This is a genomic window from Microbaculum marinisediminis (genome assembly GCF_025397915.1).
GTDB lineage: Bacteria > Pseudomonadota > Alphaproteobacteria > Rhizobiales > Tepidamorphaceae > Microbaculum > Microbaculum marinisediminis.
The window spans coordinates 22,469-39,801 of sequence record NZ_JALIDZ010000005.1; the positions used below are offsets into that span (position 1 = coordinate 22,469).

The 17,333-nt window shown below is 67.8% G+C and carries 19 protein-coding genes; 16 read left to right on the forward strand and 3 right to left on the reverse strand.

From position 1 onward, the window contains the following. The first annotated feature begins 117 nt into the window (after positions 1–117). From katG to MUB46_RS11645, 5 genes are all read left to right on the forward strand, one after another. Entirely contained in the window at positions 118–2,289 is a 2,172-nt protein-coding gene (gene katG / locus MUB46_RS11625; protein WP_261616087.1) for a catalase/peroxidase HPI, read from the forward strand. Between the two features lie 271 nt (positions 2,290–2,560). After that, the gene (locus MUB46_RS11630; protein WP_261616088.1) at positions 2,561–3,091 is read left to right on the forward strand and encodes a hypothetical protein; all 531 of its coding nucleotides are present in this window, start codon (positions 2,561–2,563) and stop codon (positions 3,089–3,091) included. Positions 3,092–3,203: 112 nt separating this feature from the next. After that, entirely contained in the window at positions 3,204–3,809 is a 606-nt protein-coding gene (gene leuD, locus MUB46_RS11635; protein WP_261616089.1) for a 3-isopropylmalate dehydratase small subunit, read from the forward strand. A gap of 100 nt (positions 3,810–3,909) precedes the next feature. After that, the gene (locus MUB46_RS11640) at positions 3,910–4,137 is read left to right on the forward strand and encodes a hypothetical protein (protein WP_261616090.1); all 228 of its coding nucleotides are present in this window, start codon (positions 3,910–3,912) and stop codon (positions 4,135–4,137) included. A 198-nt stretch (positions 4,138–4,335) separates the two neighbouring features. After that, the gene (locus MUB46_RS11645; protein ID WP_261616091.1) at positions 4,336–4,839 is read left to right on the forward strand and encodes a DUF302 domain-containing protein; all 504 of its coding nucleotides are present in this window, start codon (positions 4,336–4,338) and stop codon (positions 4,837–4,839) included. A 41-nt stretch (positions 4,840–4,880) separates the two neighbouring features. Here MUB46_RS11645 and MUB46_RS11650 read toward each other — a convergent pair whose 3' ends face one another. Next, on the reverse strand, positions 4,881–5,834 hold the full coding sequence (locus MUB46_RS11650) for a cell wall hydrolase (protein WP_261616092.1): 954 nt from the start codon (positions 5,832–5,834) through the stop codon (positions 4,881–4,883). Positions 5,835–6,203: 369 nt separating this feature from the next. Between MUB46_RS11650 and MUB46_RS11655 the strand changes: the two genes are divergently transcribed. The 4 genes from MUB46_RS11655 to cls all read left to right on the forward strand — a co-directional run bounded on the left by MUB46_RS11655 (position 6,204) and on the right by cls (position 10,954). Continuing rightward, a complete protein-coding gene (locus MUB46_RS11655; RefSeq protein ID WP_261616093.1) occupies positions 6,204–6,971 on the forward strand; it encodes a 3-isopropylmalate dehydratase small subunit in 768 nt (255 codons plus the stop codon). Positions 6,972–7,218: 247 nt separating this feature from the next. Beyond that, entirely contained in the window at positions 7,219–8,553 is a 1,335-nt protein-coding gene (locus tag MUB46_RS11660; RefSeq protein ID WP_261616094.1) for a hypothetical protein, read from the forward strand. Then, on the forward strand, positions 8,550–9,353 hold the full coding sequence (locus MUB46_RS11665; protein ID WP_261616095.1) for a COG3904 family protein: 804 nt from the start codon (positions 8,550–8,552) through the stop codon (positions 9,351–9,353). The genes MUB46_RS11660 and MUB46_RS11665 overlap by 4 nt, the downstream gene beginning before the upstream one ends. A 119-nt stretch (positions 9,354–9,472) precedes the next feature. Then, positions 9,473–10,954 carry a cardiolipin synthase gene (gene cls / locus MUB46_RS11670; protein WP_261616096.1) on the forward strand — a complete coding sequence of 494 codons (1,482 nt, stop codon included), beginning with the start codon at positions 9,473–9,475 and terminating at the stop codon, positions 10,952–10,954. A gap of 135 nt (positions 10,955–11,089) precedes the next feature. On the opposite strand, the gene MUB46_RS11675 is transcribed toward cls, so the two are convergent. After that, positions 11,090–11,755, reverse strand: coding sequence for a hypothetical protein (locus tag MUB46_RS11675; RefSeq protein ID WP_261616097.1), 666 nt, complete (start codon positions 11,753–11,755; stop codon positions 11,090–11,092). A gap of 143 nt (positions 11,756–11,898) precedes the next feature. Here MUB46_RS11675 and MUB46_RS11680 point away from each other — a divergent pair, with 143 nt between their 5' ends. Together MUB46_RS11680 and MUB46_RS11685 are read left to right on the forward strand one after the other, a co-directional pair. Then, positions 11,899–12,069, forward strand: coding sequence for a hypothetical protein (locus MUB46_RS11680; RefSeq protein ID WP_261616098.1), 171 nt, complete (start codon positions 11,899–11,901; stop codon positions 12,067–12,069). Next, a complete protein-coding gene (locus MUB46_RS11685; protein ID WP_261616099.1) occupies positions 12,066–12,455 on the forward strand; it encodes a DUF423 domain-containing protein in 390 nt (129 codons plus the stop codon). Before MUB46_RS11680 ends, MUB46_RS11685 begins: the two co-directional genes overlap by 4 nt. Positions 12,456–12,478: 23 nt before the next feature. Here the strand turns inward: MUB46_RS11685 and MUB46_RS11690 are convergent, their stop codons facing one another. Beyond that, positions 12,479–13,102 (reverse strand): hypothetical protein, encoded by a 624-nt coding sequence (locus MUB46_RS11690; protein WP_261616100.1) that lies wholly within the window; start codon positions 13,100–13,102, stop codon positions 12,479–12,481. 285 nt (positions 13,103–13,387) lie between these two features. On the opposite strand from MUB46_RS11690, the gene MUB46_RS11695 reads away from it, so the two are divergent. The 5 genes from MUB46_RS11695 to MUB46_RS11715 all read left to right on the forward strand — a co-directional run bounded on the left by MUB46_RS11695 (position 13,388) and on the right by MUB46_RS11715 (position 17,323). Then, on the forward strand, positions 13,388–14,287 hold the full coding sequence (locus MUB46_RS11695) for a dienelactone hydrolase family protein (protein WP_261616101.1): 900 nt from the start codon (positions 13,388–13,390) through the stop codon (positions 14,285–14,287). 110 nt (positions 14,288–14,397) lie between these two features. Next, a complete protein-coding gene (locus MUB46_RS11700; RefSeq protein WP_261616102.1) occupies positions 14,398–15,030 on the forward strand; it encodes a LysE family translocator in 633 nt (210 codons plus the stop codon). Positions 15,031–15,084: 54 nt separating this feature from the next. Next, positions 15,085–15,726, forward strand: coding sequence for a DNA-3-methyladenine glycosylase I (locus MUB46_RS11705; RefSeq protein WP_425256263.1), 642 nt, complete (start codon positions 15,085–15,087; stop codon positions 15,724–15,726). A gap of 86 nt (positions 15,727–15,812) precedes the next feature. After that, positions 15,813–16,538 carry a B3/B4 domain-containing protein gene (locus tag MUB46_RS11710; RefSeq protein WP_261616104.1) on the forward strand — a complete coding sequence of 242 codons (726 nt, stop codon included), beginning with the start codon at positions 15,813–15,815 and terminating at the stop codon, positions 16,536–16,538. Positions 16,539–16,546: 8 nt separating this feature from the next. Continuing rightward, positions 16,547–17,323, forward strand: coding sequence for an enoyl-CoA hydratase/isomerase family protein (locus tag MUB46_RS11715; RefSeq protein ID WP_261616105.1), 777 nt, complete (start codon positions 16,547–16,549; stop codon positions 17,321–17,323). Positions 17,324–17,333 lie beyond the last annotated feature (10 nt).

Below are 17,333 nucleotides of genomic sequence, written 5' to 3' on the forward strand. Positions count from 1 at the left end.
CTTGGCGCCTGACGGCTGCAGGCGAGGGGCCCGGGATTTCGTCGGCGGCGACGCCCGGACGTCACAATCGTCCGATACGGATCAACGCGAATAAGATCGCAGAACACGGAGAGAGACATGGATGCGAAGGTCGATAAGAAGGGCGGCTGCCCGGTAATGCACGGCGCGATTACCGAGGTCGGACAGTCGAACGTGGACTGGTGGCCGAATGCGCTCAATCTGGACATCCTGCATCAGCACGACACCAAGACCAATCCGCTGGGCAAGGACTTCGATTACCGCGAAGAGCTGAAGAAACTGGACGTCGAGGCGCTGAAGAAGGACATGCACGCGCTGATGACCGACAGCCAGGAGTGGTGGCCGGCCGACTGGGGCCACTACGGCGGCCTGATGATCCGCATGGCCTGGCACGCGGCCGGCTCCTACCGCCTGGCCGACGGCCGTGGCGGCGGCGGCACCGGCAACCAGCGCTTCGCGCCCCTGAACTCCTGGCCGGACAACGTCAGCCTCGACAAGGCCCGCCGCCTGCTGTGGCCGATCAAGAAGAAATACGGCAACCGGATCTCCTGGGCCGACCTGATCATCCTGGCCGGCAACGTCGCCTACGAATCCATGGGCCTGAAGACCTTCGGCTTCGGTTTCGGCCGCGAGGACATCTGGCACCCCGAGAAGGACACCTACTGGGGCGCCGAGAAGGAATGGCTGGCGCCGAGCGACGAACGCTACAGCAGCGTCGACGAACCCGCGACGATGGAAAACCCGCTGGCGGCCGTGCAGATGGGCCTGATCTACGTGAACCCGGAAGGGGTGAACGGCAAGCCCGACCCGCTGAAGACCGCCGCCCAGGTGCGCGAGACCTTCGCGCGCATGGCGATGAACGATGAGGAGACCGCAGCTCTCACCGCCGGTGGCCACACGGTCGGCAAGACCCACGGAAACGGCGATGCCTCGGCCCTTGGCCCGGTTCCGGAGGCCGCCGGCCCCGAGATGCAGGGCCTGGGCTGGGCCAATCCCGAGCAGAACGGGCTGGCGAGCCGTGCGGTGAGCTCGGGCATCGAGGGCGCCTGGACGACCCATCCGACCGAGTTCGACATGGGCTACTTCAAGCTGCTGTTCGGCTATGACTGGTGGCTGCAGAAATCCCCCGCCGGCGCTTGGCAGTGGGAGCCGATCGGCATCAAGGAAGAGGATAAGCCGGTCGACGCCAGCGATCCCTCGATCCGCCACAACCCGATCATGACCGATGCCGACATGGCGATGCGGTTCGATCCGGCCTACAAGGCGATCTGCGAAAAGTTCATGGCGGATCCAGAGTACTTCAAGGACACCTTCGCCCGCGCCTGGTTCAAGCTGACCCACCGCGACATGGGGCCGAAGGCGCGCTATGTCGGCCCGGACGTTCCGGCGGAAGATCTGGTCTGGCAGGATCCGATCCCGGCCGGCGCCACCGACTACGACGTGGATGCCGTTAAGGCGAAGATCGCCGCGAGCGGCCTGAGCGTCGCCGAGATGGTCGCCACCGCCTGGGACAGCGCCCGCACGTATCGCGGGTCCGACATGCGCGGCGGCGCGAACGGCGCCCGCATCCGCCTGGCCCCGCAGAAGGACTGGGACGGCAACGAGCCGGCGCGCCTGTCCAAGGTGCTGTCGGTTCTCGAGCCGATCGCCAAGGAAGCCGGCGCCAGCATCGCCGACGTCATCGTGCTGGCCGGCAATGTCGGCGTCGAGCAGGCCGCGAAGGCCGCCGGCCACGCCGTCACCGTGCCGTTCTCTCCGGGCCGTGGCGATGCCACCGACGCGATGACCGACGCGGAATCCTTCGACGTGCTGGAGCCGATCCACGACGGCTACCGCAACTGGCTGAAGAAGGACTATGTCGTCAGCGCGGAAGAGCTGATGCTCGACCGCACCCAGCTCATGGGCCTGACCGCGCCGGAGATGACCGTTCTGGTCGGCGGCATGCGCGTTCTGGGTGCCAACCATGGCGGCACCAAGCACGGCGTGTTCACCGATCGCGAAGGCGCCCTGACGAACGACTTCTTCGTCAACCTGACCGACATGGCAAGCAAGTGGGTTCCGGCGGACAACGGCATCTACGAGATCCGCGACCGCAAGACCAACGCGGTCAAGTGGACCGCGACGCGCCTGGATCTCGTGTTCGGATCCAACTCGATCCTGCGCGCCTATGCCGAGGTCTACGCCCAGGACGACGCCAAGGAGAAGTTCATCAACGACTTCGTGGCGGCCTGGACCAAGGTGATGAACGCCGACCGCTTCGATCTGGCCTGATTTCGGTCATTTCAGCGTAACAATCGCGACGGGCCGGGGAGAAATCTCCGGCCCGTTTGCGTTTCTGCGGCTTGCCGTCGCCCGGCGCGGCGCTGCCCAAATTTTCGGCGTGATAGACCGTGATTCCACTTCCAACCGGCGCCGACGGGTTGCTATGGTCGTGGCGTGGAGGCACGGTCCGGGTCCGCCCGGACCACCCGAATTAGGGCAAAAAGACGCGATGCGGCGCTTGTTCGGACTGGTTGCGGGATTCGTTGTTGTGGGACTTGTGATGGCGGCAACCGGCATCGCGCCTGCCCATGCCGACGACCGCGACGGCACGGGCGATGAGATCGTCCTGCGCGGCACGCTGTACGAGGCCGGCGACTACGAGCTCGGCGGCCGGGTACCGGCCTGCGGGCGCACCCGCACCATCCTCACCGCCGATCTCAGTGACTACGGTGCCTCGATCGGCGCCTTCATCGTGCTCAACCCGGTCCGGCTCGACCGGCTGTCGGCGGCCACCCGCCTGTTCGTCTATACGCACGAGTGCTCGCACCAGCTCTACGGCCCCGGCGAGGACCGAGCCGACTGCTACGCCGCCAAACGCGGCAAGGCGGAGGGCTGGCTCCGGCCCGCCGACATCGATCAGGTGTGCCGCATCTTCCCGCACAAGTCGAAGAGTCCCGACCACGCCGACCGGACCGACCGCTGCGCCGCGATCAAGGCCTGCTACGCGGGTGCGACCGCGCCGAAATCGTCGCCGATTCAGGTCTCCGGCTCGGGCTCGGGCAGCGGCGCCGCCCAGCGCACGATGCGCTAGGCCTCTCGCAACGGCCAAACGCGGGCACAGGACTTGATTTCCCGGCCGCGCCGCCCCAAAACAGGGCCGAACCTTCATCAGACTTCAAGCGAACGGACGCTGTACAGGCCCCATGGACAAGTTCACCACGCTCACCGGCGTCGCCGCGCCGCTGCCGCTCGTCAATGTCGACACCGACTTGATCATCCCGAAGCAGTATCTGAAGACGATCGAGCGCACCGGGCTCGGCAAGGGCCTGTTCTCCGAGCGCCGCTTCAACGAGGACGGCAGCGAGAACCCGGACTTCGTGCTCAACAAGCCGGCCTACCGCAACGCTAAGATCCTGATCGCCGGCGACAATTTCGGCTGCGGCTCGAGCCGCGAGCATGCCCCCTGGGCGCTGCAGGATTTCGGCATCCGCTGCGTCATCGCGCCGTCCTTCGGCGACATCTTCTTCAACAACTCGTTCAAGAACGGGATGCTGCTGATCAAGCTGCCGCAGGAGGAGATCGACAAGCTTCTGGACGACGCCAGCCGCGGCGCCAACGCCACCATCACCGTCGATCTTGAAAGCCAGACGATCTCCGGCCCCGACGGCGGCGCGATCCAGTTCGACGTCGATCCCTTCCGCAAGCACTGCCTGCTCAACGGCCTCGACGACATCGGCCTGACGCTGGAGAAGGAAGCCAAGATCGGCGGCTTCGAGACGCGGGAAGCCGAGCAGCGGCCGTGGTTGTGAGAGCCCGCTGAAAGACATTGTTTCGACGGTATGCCCGGGCTCGACTCGGGCATTTCGTTATCTAAGCCTGAGATTGCGGGCCCGAGAGCCCGCCGACGTCGTGGGATACGCGCGGCTGTTCCCGGACACTATCGACGTGCTGGTCACCCTGTGTTGCGACTACGGCTATTGCGCGATGCCGAAGGTAGCCCGGGCCGCGGCCGGGCAGATCCGCGCCGTCGACCCGGCATTCTCCGTCCGGCGCTACGCGCAAAGTCAGCCCTACGAAGACCAGGCGGTGCTGGGCCACATCGTCGAGAGCCTGCGCCAGGCCGGTCTGTCGGACTGATTGCGGCGGATATTGGCGCGGCTTGACCCACCGCAATGCCGCAGCCGCCGCGCCGGGGTTTGATTTCCCGGAAAGCCGGCACCGCGCGGGCCGTTGCAGGTCGCAAGCGGGCGCGCAGCACCGGTTTTAAGTGACCCTTGGCAAGAGGCGTGTCGGGCCGGGCCCGGCAGGAATGGCAACGCCAAAGGGAGAGACGCCATGACGTTCAGAAACGGATTTGCCGCGGCGCTGGTCGTCGGGGCGGCTCTGGTCGCCGGTCTCGGTGCCCGGGGTTCGGATGCGCCGGTTATGGCCGAAGAGACCGGCGATCTTGTCTACCAGACGGTCCAGGGCGACTTCGGCGACGTCACGCTGGCGGTCGAGGACGCCATCGTCAACCGGGGGCTGGTGGTCGACTATCACGGCTTCCTGTCCAAGATGCTGGAACGCACGTCGGAGGCCACGGGCGGCGAGGCGGTGCTGGCCGATGCGGAATGGTACCAGTTCTGCTCCGCCCGCCTGTCGCAGGCGATGATCGCCGCCGATCCGCGGAACGTCGGCTATTGCCCCTATTCGATCGTAGTCTACGAACTCGCCACGTCGCCGGGCACGATCCATGTCGGCTATCGCAGGCCCGGCACCGCCGTGTCGGAAGCCTCGATGAAGGCGCTTTCCGCCGTCGACGCGCTGCTGACCGAGATCGTCGCCGAGGCCACGCGCTAGCAGCGCGCCATTCGGGTGGCCGGGGGGCGAGCCCCGGCCTGTCAGTGTGTCTGCTGCAGGCGTTGTCCGGTCTGGTAGAACACGTGCGCGCCGATGCGGGCGATCCGGTAGAGATGGCGGCTCCAGGTCGGCTCGACGCTGGTTGCGTGATAGTGCGTCGCCGCGCCGATCGCGCCGTCGAAGTAGCGTCCCATCAGCGCCTCTCCTGCGAGCAGCATCGCCCGCCTCCAGGCGCGCTGGTCGCCGATGTCTTCCGGCCGGCCGTCGCAGGCGAAGGAGAACTGGCAGCGGTTCTGTCGCTCCTGGTTCTGGAAAACCACGTCGCACACCGTCGCGGGATAGCGCCGGTCCGATACCCGGTTGAGCACGACCTGGGCGACCGCGCGCTGGCCGCTGGCCGGTTCGCCGCGCGCCTCGAAATAGATCGCCGTCGCAAGGCACCGGCGCTCGCGCGCTATGTCCCGATCAAGCCGCATGGCAGCGAGCGCGGCGGCTACCGCCGGCCGGGCGCCGGCATAGGGGCTGTCGGCGAATGGACCGAGGTCGGGTGAGCCGTCGTCGGATATGCCGTCGCCTGACGGGACGGCCAGCGCCGCGAGAACGATCGCCGGGGCGGCCGCCGCCTGCCAGGCGTCCGCGCGGGGCCCGAAGGCGAACGGGCCGTAAAAGCGCGAGTCGGCGGACGATGTGTCGTCTGGCGCCGTTTCATGGGCCGTGGTCTCGCCGGATGTCCTGCCAAGAGAGGCGGGGGCGGCGCGGATCGACCGCGGCCGCCGGCCGACCGTATCGGCCCAGGTGCAGCCGCGACAGGTCTCGGTCAAGGCCGGCGGATCGGAGACGACGATGCAGCCGAGGCACTCGTCCGGATCCAAGACTATGACGCAGCCCTTGCAGACGATGATCGTCGTCGAGGCCCACGCCGGCGTGGCGTTCGTGGCGGCGAGAAGTAGAAAGCCGCCAGCGCACGCCATCAAGAGATGGGCATACGCGAACATGACTAACCTTCCCTCTGGCCGGTACGCGGCAGGTTGGCCTGCCATTATCCGGCGGGGCGATGAGTAACCCGGAAGGTCTGTGGATTCCGTGAGGCGAAAGACTAGGTTTTTAACTAACCTGTTCCATGGGCGCCTGAGGTTTGGATCCGTCGTTGCCGCGTAGTTCAAGTAATGTCCGGGGCAATTCGACGGCGCTCTGGGGTCTGTGCTGTTCCCTTGCGGAAAGGACGCTTGGTATTCACCAAGACTTGGCGATAGGAGCACACATGATCGCGGGCGTGGTCGGATGTCCGCTTCCTTGCGCGCGGTTTGCCGCGCGGCTATCCAGTCGGCCGTGTCGACGGGTCTTTCGAAAGGGGTGGTGAGCCGATGGGCGGGTTCGGACGGCTGCGCCATCGCGCGGTTCTGGCGGCCTCGGCGCGGCCGGGGCTCTATTTCGGCCTGCGCCGGCTGACGGGAACCCACGACCGGCTCTGCGTCCGCCGCGATACCGACATCGTCATCGAGGGCTTTCCGCGCTCGGCCAATTCGACCACCGTGACCCATTTCCGGCTGCGCCAGCGCCGTCCGGTCTTCATTGCCCATCACAAGCACCACGCCGCCCAGCTCATCCGCGCCGCCGACTGGGGCATTCCGGCGGTCGCGCTTGTCCGTGCGCCGCGCGACGCCGTGGTCTCGCTGCTGGCCATGCTGGAGGAGGCGCGCCGGCGCAGGGACGCGGGAGAGGCCGACCCGGCCGGCGGCGCGCAGCGCGAGGGCGCGGGGATCGTCGGGGACGTGCTGATCGAGAACGGGCCGGATTTCGAGGGCGCCTTGCGTTGGTGGACCGGGTTCTACCGGCCGCTGCTGCCCGTTGGCGGGTCCATGGTCGTCGTTCCGTTCGAACAGGCCACGGGCGACATCGCCGACGTCATCGAGGCGGTGAACGCTCGCTTCGGCACGGACTTCCGGAGCGCGGAGACCCGGCGATCGCGCAAACGCCGGTTCGGCTTCCGCTCGATGCCCAATCCCCTGCGCGACACGGTCAAGCGGGAGATGGAGGAGGCGCTGGCGGCGGCGCTCGACACCGACGCCGGGCTGCGGGCGCTGGCCGAGGAGGCCGAGGCGCTGCACGCGCGGGTGCTGGAGCGGGGATGATCTCGCGGTGGGGCTTCCTCGTGCGCTGCGGCCCGCTGGTTTCGCGCACCGGGCAGGCCCGCGCTAAAGGCCCGCGCTACAGGCCCCGGAATGGGGCCCTGAATGGCGCTCGGAGCGTAGCTTTCCACAGTTAACCATGCCGCGACGCCCCCGTCGCGCCGACGGCCACAATCTGGCACCATTAACCTCTGTTAATGATGCGGCGTCGGAGGGATACCCGTTTTCTGCGGGCGAGGGGTTTACCGTCATGCTGCGTCAGGCAGTCTCCAGTCTCGATCTGACAACACGACTGACGCTCGCCGTCCTGGCGCTGGCGAGCGGCGTCTACACCTATCTGGGCGTGCGCGAGCTCCTCGACGGCTCGGCGATGCTCGTGTTTTTCGCCGCGATCATCTATTCGGCGGCCGTCTCGGTCGGCATCTACGCGTTCTGGTCGTTCCTGATGCGCTTCATGCCGCATGTGCGCGACGGGGTGAGCCGGCTGTTGCTGTTTGTCGCCATGGGGCTCGGCTCGGTGATGATCGTGGCCATGTCGTCATGGCTGAACGCGGCCGCGCTGGCCGGTTCGGCGGCGCTGGAGCAGCATCTCGCCAACAAGCTCGAAAGCTTCGTCACCGATCTCGACCAGGCCCACTCCAACGCGTTGTCGGCACAGAGCCTGCTGCCCGACATCCAGATGGCCTCGCTGCGCTTTGCCCAGCTCGCCGAGGACGAGCAGCGGCAGGGTTCGCTGACCGGCACCTCCGGATCCGGGACCGTGGTGCAGCTCCTGACTCAGATGTCGCGGCAGATCGACCAGCTCGGCGACGAGGTGGAAGCCTCGGCGGGCCGCGTGAGCCAGCTCTACGAGCAGGGTGGCAAGCACATCGCGCGCATGCGCGAACTGGTTTCGGCGCGCGGACCGATCAATCCGCGCGCGGATGCCTTCGCCGGCGAATCCATGGCGCTGATGGGCGTCATCGCGTCGCTGCAGCAGACCTCGGTCGCGCCGGCGGTGAAGCGGGCGGCGGAGGATCTCGCCCGCGGCTTCATCGCCCCGATCGCCGACGGCGGCAGCGCCGATCTCGCCGAACGCCAGAGCGTTGTTGTCGGCAATGTCGAGGCCGCCGTCGCCGCACAGTCCGAACAGCTCGCCGCCGCCGCCGAGCAGATCCTGTCGACGCAGCCGGTGCGGCCCGAGCGCTTCGAGCCGCTGACCACGGCGGAAGCGGTGCTGCGCTACGCCCCCGACTTCCTGCCGAGCTGGGCCGGCGCCATCTCGATCGACCTGCTGCCGGCGGTGCTGGTGCTGATCCTGTGCGTCGTCCATGCCGGCATCCGCCGCGAGGGCGAGCCGGCCGCCGGCGCCTCCACCATGTCGGCCGCCGACCTGTTGACCGCCATGCGCATCCTGCGCGAGGTGGAGGACGAAAGCCGCAAGGCGCAGGCGGTGCCGGAGGCCGTGCCGGAGAGGGCGGACGAGCCGGAGCTGCCGCTGGCCCCGCCGGCGAAAGGCTGGGACGCCGACACGCCGGTGCCCGTCGGCGTGGTCACGCCGTTCACCACCACACCGTTCGGGGGGCGTCCGGAGAAGAAGGATTGAGCGAGAACGCGCATATCCGCGAGCCCGAGGGCCGCATCCGGCGCTGGCTGAACAGCCGGCCGGACGAGCACGTCCTGCTGTGGTCGTTCCGCGGCCTTCTGGTCGCCACCTTCGTGGTGCTCGGCCTCGATCTTGCCGACCTGCAGAAGCAGATCCCGGCAGACACCGATCCGGTGTTTCCGGGGCTCATGGCGCCCGACGACGTGCCCTATCTGCCCTCGATCCGCGAGGGCAGGACCGGACCGGTCGTCACCGACCCGGAGACGGCGGCGACGCTGCGCAATCCCGCGACGTTCGAGCTGGTCGATGGCGGGAAGCTCCTGTTCGACGGGGCGATAGAGCCCGGTTCGGCCCGGCGTTTCGCCGAGGAGATCGAGAAACGCGGCGGCTATATCGACACGGTGGTACTCAATTCGCCGGGCGGTTCGGTCGCCGATGCGCTGGTGATCGCCACGCTGATCCGCGAGGCGGGCTTCAACACCGAGATCGGCCCCGGCAGCTATTGCGCCTCGTCCTGCCCGCTGGTTTTCGCCGGCGGCAGGGAGCGGGTGGCCGCGCCGACCGCCTCGATCGGGGTGCACCGCGTATTCGCCGCCGACGAGGCCGCGGGAACCCCGGCCTCGGGCATGGACAACGCGCAGGCGGTCTCGGCCGAGTGCCAGCGGTTCCTCATGGAGATGGGCGTCGATCCGCGCGTGTGGATCCATGCCATGGAAACGCCGAAGGACGAATTGTTCTACTTCACGCCCGACGAGCTCATCGACCTGAAGCTGGCAACCCGCATCGCCAAGACGGGCTAGGGGCGCGACCAATGCGGCCTCCGAGCGCGGGATTCGGCCTTGCATAAGTGTCGTCGGCGACGGAGTCTGTGCGCCGTGAGCGAATCCTTTCCCCATACCGGCTGCGGAGCGCGCCGGCGATGATCGCCCAGTCGACCGTCGCCTTCCTCGCCCAGTCGCTGACCTACACGGCCATCCTGCACATGACGCTGGTGGCGGTGATCGCCGTGCGCGTGATCATGAAGCGGCCGGCGACCGGCGTCGCGCTCGCCTGGCTCTTCCTGGTGTTCGCCGTGCCGTTCGGCGGCGCGGCGATCTATCTTTTGATCGGGGAGCGGCGCACGGGCGGGCGGCGCGCGGCCGAGCTTGGCCACCTGCGCGCCGACATGCATCGCCTGAGCGAGCGGCTGGTGCGCGACGGCAGGGCCGCGGTCGACTGGTCCCGCCACGACCCGAAGGCCGCCGGTATCCATCGGCTCGGGCAGTCGATCGCCGGGGCTTCGGCGATCGCCGGTTCGCAGCTGACGCTGCATTCCAAGCCGAACGAGATTTTGCATGCGATCGCCGCCGACATCGACGCGGCGGAGACGAGCGTGCTGATGGAGTTCTACATCTGGAACCAGGGCGGGGACGCCGATCTCGTTCTGGAGGCGCTGAAGCGGGCGGTGGCGCGCGGCGTGACCTGCCGCGTCCTGGTCGACGCGCTGGGCGGGCGGCCGTGGTGGAAGGGGCGTCAGCCGGCGGCGATGAAGGCGGCCGGCATCGAAGTGCTGCCGGCGCTGCCCGTCGGTCCCTGGCGGGCGATCTTCGGGCGCACCGATCTCAGGCTGCATCGCAAGATCGTCGTCATCGACGGCAAGGTCGGCTGGACCGGCAGCATGAACCTCGTCGATCCGCGCTTTTTCAAGCAGGACGCGGGCGTCGGCGAGTGGATCGACGCGATGGTGCGGGTCGAGGGCCGGGCGGTGACGCTGCTGGCAGCCGTCGTGGTCGGCGACTGGGCGATGGAGGTTGCGGACTCCATCGACGACCTGATCCGCGACTCCAAGCTGGATCTCGCCGCGCCGAAGGGCGACACCGACATCCAGGTGATCGCCTCGGGCCCCGGCGAGACCGACGACGGATTGCTTCTGATGCTGCTCGCGCTGATCAACGCGGCGCGCAAGGAACTGATCCTGACGACGCCCTATTTCGTGCCCGACGAGGCGCTTCTGCGCGCGCTGCGCGGGGCGGCCGGGCGTGGGGTGAAGGTCGTCCTCGTGCTGCCGGAGAAGATCGACTCGTTCCTGTCGCGCCACGCCAGCCGCACCTATTTCGACGAGCTGTTCGGCATGGGCGTGGAGATCCGCTTCTACCGGGACGGCCTGCTGCACACCAAGTCGATCACGGTCGACGGCGAGATCGCGATGTTCGGCACCGTCAATCTCGACATGCGCAGCCTGTGGCTGAACTTCGAGGTGTCGCTGTTCGTCTACGGCAGCGAGTTCACCGAGCGGCTGCGCCGTCTGCAGCATCAGTACATTGCCGATTCCGATCCGCTGGACGCCGATGCCTGGGCCGTGCGCCCGTTCCGCGAGCGCTTCATCGACAACACGTTCCGGCTGGTCAGCCCGCTGCTGTAAGGCGTCGGCCGGGGCGTGACCCAAAAACAAAGGGCCAGGTTGTCGAGACCTGGCCCTTTTTGCGATCCGAACCGGCGAACCGGTCGGTATCGCAGGTGCATTGCGGCGCCGGGCAGAGATCCCGGCGACCGGACGTCAGTCCACGGAGCTGCCCGCCGCCCCTTCGGCCGACGCCGATGTGGGAACAGGGCCGGAAAGCTGCGGAACGTAAACGGTCGTCAGCATGGCATCGTTATGGCCCGAGCTTCCCAGATGCGTGCGGCAGACGAAATAGTAGGTATGGCTGCCGGCGGTGTCTTCCACGAAGCCACGCGTCACGGGCGTCGGCATCCGGCGCGCGTTCGCCTCGTTGTGGTTCTGCGCGATGATAAAGGGTTGGCCAGAGGTCGATGTCGTTTTACTGATCGCGCACAGAATGCTTGAAGGGTTATCGTTGAATACGGCCCAGCCGCCGGCATTCGCGATAACGACGCCGGGCGCCGGAAGGTTCATGGTGACCTGGGCAACGACGGTATCGGTCGTCGGAAGAGTGCCGGCGTCCTCACCGTTGACGCTGCTGAAATTGGCGGCCGCGGGCTTCGCACTTCTGTGAAGGTCGACGGGTTTGACCTGCCCGTTCCTGATTTTCTTGGAGGTCACCGCCTTGTTGCGGATGTCCCTGGTTCCGACGCAGCCTCGGCAAATAAGATTGGTTGCTGTCTGGGCGGAGGCGTCTCCGGGTAGCGCGAAAGGTAGGGCGAATCCGCCGGTCACTACCATCGCGGCGGCCAAAAGGCCGGTCGTGCCAATATGCTTTGTCATGACTGAAAATTCCCTTGCTAGCGCTAGCGCCCTCCTTGTGGACGCGGTTCGAACTTAATCAGCTTATCAAATTCTGTAAGCCGGCGCTATTCCGCGGCGTGACCGTACGGGATCGAATTGCTCGCGTGGGCTCGGCGGGAACGATGACCGACGACGCGTCGCCGCACACGATCGATCAGCGCCTGAAATTTACCAAACGCGACGGTGTGGTGTATCAGTCGTTGAACAGCAGGCTGGTGGCACCGGTCGCGATCGACGCGGTTTCCCTACGGACGGGCCCGCGGGTCGCATCGGGTATGGGGGAACATCCATGACGGAACGGGTAGGCGTGAACCGGGCGGCATTGCTGGGTGCTGGCATTTTAGGCTTTGCCGGTGTCACGGCGGCCGCGGCGAGCTCGCATGTGGGCAGCGACCCGCGGATGCTGGATGCGGTCGCGACGATCTGCCTGGCCCATGCGCCGGCGTTGCTGGCGCTCGCGCTGCTTGCCCCGCGCCACGTCGTGCTGCGCGTGGCCGCGTTGCTGCTGTTTGCCGGCGCGGCGCTGTTTTCCGCCGATGTCGGCCTGCGCGCGCTCGGCTACGGGCGGCTCTTCTTCATGGCGGCGCCGGCCGGCGGGGTCGTCATGCTGGCCGGCTGGCTGGCCGTGGCCCTGTCCGCCGTCACGATGCGGCGGCCGGCGGATGGCACGTCCGGCTAGGAGGTGCCATCCGAGCGGACGCGTCAGTATTTGTTGGGAACGAAAATGGCGGTGATCTGCGGCTCGATGACCGACACGTCGTGCGTCATTTCCCGGCAGTTCAGGTAGAAAGTCGTTTTGCCCTTGCCGACAGGGAACATGCGGGTCAGGGCCGCCGCATCGTAGGATGTCGTGTCGTTCGGGTCGGATTCCATGTAGGCGGACACGCCGGTCCCGGAACCGGGCGTCGTTTCCACGTAGCACGACGCCGACGCGCCTCCCTGGAAGGTGCTGAAGGTCCAGTTGGCGATGACGACCGCGTAGCCGTTGGACGGTGCGGTCATCTCAACGGAATATATCTGCGATAGCGACGGCGTCAGGCTGTGAGCCGTGATGTATGAGGCCGCATGGACGGCGCCGGTCGGCTGGGCGGTCGCGGCGAGGTCGGCGGGAAGGATCGATGCGTCCTTTATCGCCGTGGAATCGACGGCGTTCGGCTTGATGTGTTTTGCCGACACCGCCTTCTTGCCGAGGTCCCTGGAGCCGACGCAGCCCCTGCACTTGAGGTCTTTCGCTGTCTGTGCGCCGGCGGGAAAGGGGGCTGCCAAGGCGGCGATGGCAATCGAAATGGTCGTGACGAAATAGAGCGCGCGTGTGCCCGCAGTCATGGAACTGGCTCCTGAAGTACATGAACAATGACAAAGACTTGAGCCGCGTCGGGCGACACGGCCGCCGGAAGGCGCCTGGAGATTAGGCGATTTTGTAACGCTACGGAAAGCGAAAAGGAGTCGCGGCATCCGACGGAGCCTGAGAGCCAGGAAACCGGTCCCGCCCGCGGCGGCGTGGACCAATGGCGCACAGCCGCCCGACGAAACCGGCTTGCGTCGCGGTGGAAAGGGCGCGACGTGGCCGGTAGGATTCCAGGCGTTGCACTTCAGCGGGGAAGACATGCGATGAGCGAAGACTGGACGACGCCCGCGAACACATCGCCGATCACCCAGGCGATGATCGCGGCCTATGACGAATACACCCACCTGACGGTCGACCGGCGCGGCTTCATGGAGAAGCTGACGAAACTCGCCGGCTCGTCGGCTGCTGCGGCGGCGATCGCGCCGATGCTGGCGGCGAATTCGGCGAAGGCGGCGATCATCGCGGCCGACGATGCGCGGCTGACCACGCAGACCGTCACGTTCGAGACCGCTGCCGGGCAGGCAAGCGGCTATCTGGCGATGCCGGCGGACAAGACAGGGCCGCTGCCGGGCATCGTCGTGGTGCACGAGAACCGGGGCCAGAACGAGCACATCCGCGACGTGGCGCGCCGCGCCGCGCTGGCCGGCTTCGTGGCGCTGGCGCCCGATTTCCTGTCGACCAGCGGCGGCACGCCGTCCGACGAGGACCAGGCGCGGTCGATGATATCCGGCCTGACCGGGACGACGGCGGTCGACATCGGGCTCGGCGCGATCCGCTACCTCGCCGGCAGTTCCGAAACCAACGGCAAGGTCGGCGCGGTGGGCTTCTGCTGGGGCGGCGCCATCGTCAACCAGCTCGCGGTCAATGCGCCGGACCTGGCCGCCGCCGTCGCCTATTACGGGCAGGTGCCCGACGCTGCCGACGTGCCGCGGATCAAGGCGCGGCTGCTCCTGCACTATGCCGGGCTGGACGACCGCATCAACGCCGGAATCCCGGACTTCAAAGCCGCGCTGGACGCGGCCGGCGTCGCCTACGCGATGTACACCTACGAGGGCGTCAACCACGCCTTCAACAACGATACGTCGGCGGCGCGCTACGATGAGGCGGCGGCCACGCTCTCCTGGCAGCGCACCATCGATTTCTTCAAGGAGACGCTCGGCTAGGGCAGACACGCGGCCAGGGGAAGCGCGCGGGCATGCCTGGGGCGCGGGAAACCGGATTGCGGAGCCGCCGCGCGTCGCGTTAGTCATGCGTGGTCCCTGGAGGCTCCGCCATGCCGCTCGATATCTGGCTGCTATTCGTGCCCGCCTGCTTCGCGATCAACATCTATCCCGGTCCCAACAACATGGTGGCGCTGGGCAACGCCGCGCGCTTCGGCTTCGGCCACGCCTTCGTCGCCGCGCTGGGGCGGTTGCCGGCCTTCGCGCTGATGATCGCGCTGGTGGCTGTGGGCCTCGGCGTGGTGCTGTCGGCCTCGGAAACCTTCTTCACCGCGCTGAAATGGATCGGCGCCGCCTATCTCGTCTGGCTCGGCGTCAAGATGGTGCGCGCGCCCGTCGACATCGCCGCACTGGCCAATGCGGCCGCGCGCGAACCGGTCGGGCGGCTGGCCGGCCGCGAGTTCCTGGTGGCGGCGACGAACCCGAAGGCGATCGTCACCTTCACCGCCTTCTTCCCGCAGTTCCTGACGCCGGGCGGCGACTACATCACCCAGATCGCGCTGATGGGCGCGGCCTTCATCGCCTTCGAGGCGATCTCGATCGGGGTCTACGCCTTCGCCGGCGGCCATGTCGGCCGGCTGGCCGGCACGGCGGCGCGGATGCGCTGGGTGAACCGTATTTCCGGCACGGCGCTGATCGGCGCGGGCGTCTTGCTGGCGCTCGCGCGGCGGCCGGAGACGGCGTGAATATGTTCTCTTTTTGTTCTTGACGTCGAGGCGGATTTCCGGTCCTATCGCATGATGGAAAACGCTGTTGCAGCCGGCCTGATCCGGCGCGAGGATGGGGTGGTGTCGTGCTGGTGGCCCGGCGCCGATCCGCTTTATGTCGACTACCACGACCGCGAATGGGGCCGGCCCGTCGCCGACGACCGTCTGCTGTTCGAGAAGCTGTGCCTGGAGGGCTTCCAGTCGGGGCTTTCGTGGATCACGATCCTGCGCAAGCGCGAGAATTTCCGCAAAGCCTTCGCGGAGTTCGATATCGAGACGGTCGCCGGCTTCGGCGAGAAAGACGTGGCGCGGCTGCTCGGCGACGCCGGCATCGTGCGCCATCGCGGCAAGATCGAATCCGTCATCAACAACGCCCGGCGGGCGCTGGACCTGAAGGCGGAGGCGGGCTCCATCGCCGGCTTCGTCTGGCGCTTCGAGCCGGCGCCGCAGGACCGGCCGGAGACATGCGACCACGCAGCCCTGTCGAAGATGGCGAAGACGGCGGAATCGACCGCCCTGTCGAAAGAGCTGAAGCGGCGCGGCTGGAGCTTCGTCGGGCCGACGACGGTCTACTCGTTCATGCAGGCGATGGGCCTGGTCAACGATCATCTCGAGGGCTGTCATTGCCGCGAGCGGGTCGAAGAGGCACGGCAGCGGTTCGCGCGGCCGGCGTGAACGAGCATGGGCTGCCGGGGCATGCTCCGGACATCCCTTGCGCGCGGGCCCGTGACAATCGGTCCGAAATCCGGCATCACGGCGCCATGCGCCTCGACATCTCGGATATCGCCGCCGACTTCCCCGATTTCCGTGTCGCCGCCGTGGTGGCGACGGATCTCGTCATTCCCGCTAGTCGGCCTTCGGCGCTGGACGCGCTGATCGGCGAGCGGGAGGCGGCAGTGCGCGCCCGGTGGGCGGGGCACGCGCTGTCCGAGATTCCCGGCGTCGCCGCATGGCGCAAGGCGTATCGTGCCTTCGGCATCAAGAAGACCAGCTATCGCTCCGCCGTCGAGCGCCTCGTCAAGAACGCGCTGGCGGACCGGCCGTTGCCGCCGATCAATCCCTTCGTCGACTGCTACAACGTGGTGTCGCTGACCCACGTCTTCCCGCTCGGTGCCGACGATCTCGACAAGGTCGCCGGCGATATCGCGTTCCGCTATTCGCGCGAAGGCGACAGCTTCCTCGATATGGGCGCCGGAGACGCCGGGGGCGCGGCGGGCGAGACGAACGATCCGCCGAAACCGGGCGAAGTGGTCTACGCCGATGCGGGCAAGGTGCTGTGCCGGCGCTGGAACTGGCGGCAGGACCAGCGGTCGCTGGTTTCGCCCGCGACGAGCCGCGCCGTCGTCACCGTGCAGGCCAACGGCTGGGGCGATCCCGACGCGGCGGTCGCCGATCTCACCGACCTGCTGGGCCGTTTCTGCTCGGCCAAGACGGCCGTGACGGTCGCGTCGGCGGCCGATCCCGCTGTCGAACTCGCCATGCCCTGAGGACCGCCATGCCGCATGACGCCGTTTCCGTCGAACGCCGCGACCGGGTCGCCATCGTCCGCCTCGACCGGAAGGGCCGTGCCAACGCGCTGTCCTTTGCCATCATGGACGCGCTGGCCGAGGCGGCGCGCGGCTTCGAGACCGACACAGACCTCGCCGCGGTGATCCTGACCGGGGCGGACGACGTCTTCTCCGCCGGCATGGACCTGCGCGACCCGGCCTTCGCCCGCCTCGACGACATGGCGCTTGCCGAATTGCGCGCGCTTGCGGGGCTCGGGCCGCGCATGGCGCGGGCCTGGGCCGGGATAGAGGCGCCGACCGTCGCGGCGATCGAGGGGCCGTGCCTGGGCGGCGGCCTGGCGCTGGCCGCGATGTGCGATTTCCGCGTGGCGGGACCGGACGCCCGGTTCGGCGCGCCGGAGGTCGCCGTCGGCGTCAACATGGGCTGGCATTCGGTGCCGCGTCTGACCGCGCTCGTCGGGGCGCAGGCGACGCGGCGGCTGCTGCTGATCGGCGAGGAATGGACTGCCGAGGATGCGCTGCGCCTCGGTTTCGCCGACCGAATTGCCGACGAAGGGGCGGCGCTCGACGCGGCGCTGGCAATGGCCGCGACGCTGGCTGCCCGTCCGGCAACGGCGACGCGGATGGTCAAGCGCCAGATCGATGCCGCCGCCCACGGCCTCGACCTCATGGCGAGTGCCACCGACATGGACCAGCACGCGCTGACCTGGCTGTCGGAGGATTTCCGCGCGGCGCTGAAGCGGTTCGGCAAGCGGGGAGGGTGACGCGGCCGGC

Bases quoted from the DNA above. Each gene is read 5' to 3' on its own strand.
- katG (WP_261616087.1), top strand. From the start codon at position 118: ATGGATGCGAAGGTCGATAAGAAGGGCGGCTGCCCGGTAATGCACGGC.
- MUB46_RS11630 (WP_261616088.1), top strand. From the start codon at position 2,561: ATGGCGGCAACCGGCATCGCGCCTGCCCATGCCGACGACCGCGACGGC.
- leuD (WP_261616089.1), top strand. From the start codon at position 3,204: ATGGACAAGTTCACCACGCTCACCGGCGTCGCCGCGCCGCTGCCGCTC.
- MUB46_RS11645 (WP_261616091.1), top strand. From the start codon at position 4,336: ATGACGTTCAGAAACGGATTTGCCGCGGCGCTGGTCGTCGGGGCGGCT.
- MUB46_RS11650 (WP_261616092.1), bottom strand. From the start codon at position 5,834: ATGTTCGCGTATGCCCATCTCTTGATGGCGTGCGCTGGCGGCTTTCTA.
- MUB46_RS11655 (WP_261616093.1), top strand. From the start codon at position 6,204: ATGGGCGGGTTCGGACGGCTGCGCCATCGCGCGGTTCTGGCGGCCTCG.
- MUB46_RS11660 (WP_261616094.1), top strand. From the start codon at position 7,219: ATGCTGCGTCAGGCAGTCTCCAGTCTCGATCTGACAACACGACTGACG.
- cls (WP_261616096.1), top strand. From the start codon at position 9,473: ATGATCGCCCAGTCGACCGTCGCCTTCCTCGCCCAGTCGCTGACCTAC.
- MUB46_RS11675 (WP_261616097.1), bottom strand. From the start codon at position 11,755: ATGACAAAGCATATTGGCACGACCGGCCTTTTGGCCGCCGCGATGGTA.
- MUB46_RS11680 (WP_261616098.1), top strand. From the start codon at position 11,899: ATGACCGACGACGCGTCGCCGCACACGATCGATCAGCGCCTGAAATTT.
- MUB46_RS11685 (WP_261616099.1), top strand. From the start codon at position 12,066: ATGACGGAACGGGTAGGCGTGAACCGGGCGGCATTGCTGGGTGCTGGC.
- MUB46_RS11690 (WP_261616100.1), bottom strand. From the start codon at position 13,102: ATGACTGCGGGCACACGCGCGCTCTATTTCGTCACGACCATTTCGATT.
- MUB46_RS11695 (WP_261616101.1), top strand. From the start codon at position 13,388: ATGAGCGAAGACTGGACGACGCCCGCGAACACATCGCCGATCACCCAG.
- MUB46_RS11700 (WP_261616102.1), top strand. From the start codon at position 14,398: ATGCCGCTCGATATCTGGCTGCTATTCGTGCCCGCCTGCTTCGCGATC.
- MUB46_RS11705 (WP_425256263.1), top strand. From the start codon at position 15,085: ATGGAAAACGCTGTTGCAGCCGGCCTGATCCGGCGCGAGGATGGGGTG.
- MUB46_RS11710 (WP_261616104.1), top strand. From the start codon at position 15,813: ATGCGCCTCGACATCTCGGATATCGCCGCCGACTTCCCCGATTTCCGT.
- MUB46_RS11715 (WP_261616105.1), top strand. From the start codon at position 16,547: ATGCCGCATGACGCCGTTTCCGTCGAACGCCGCGACCGGGTCGCCATC.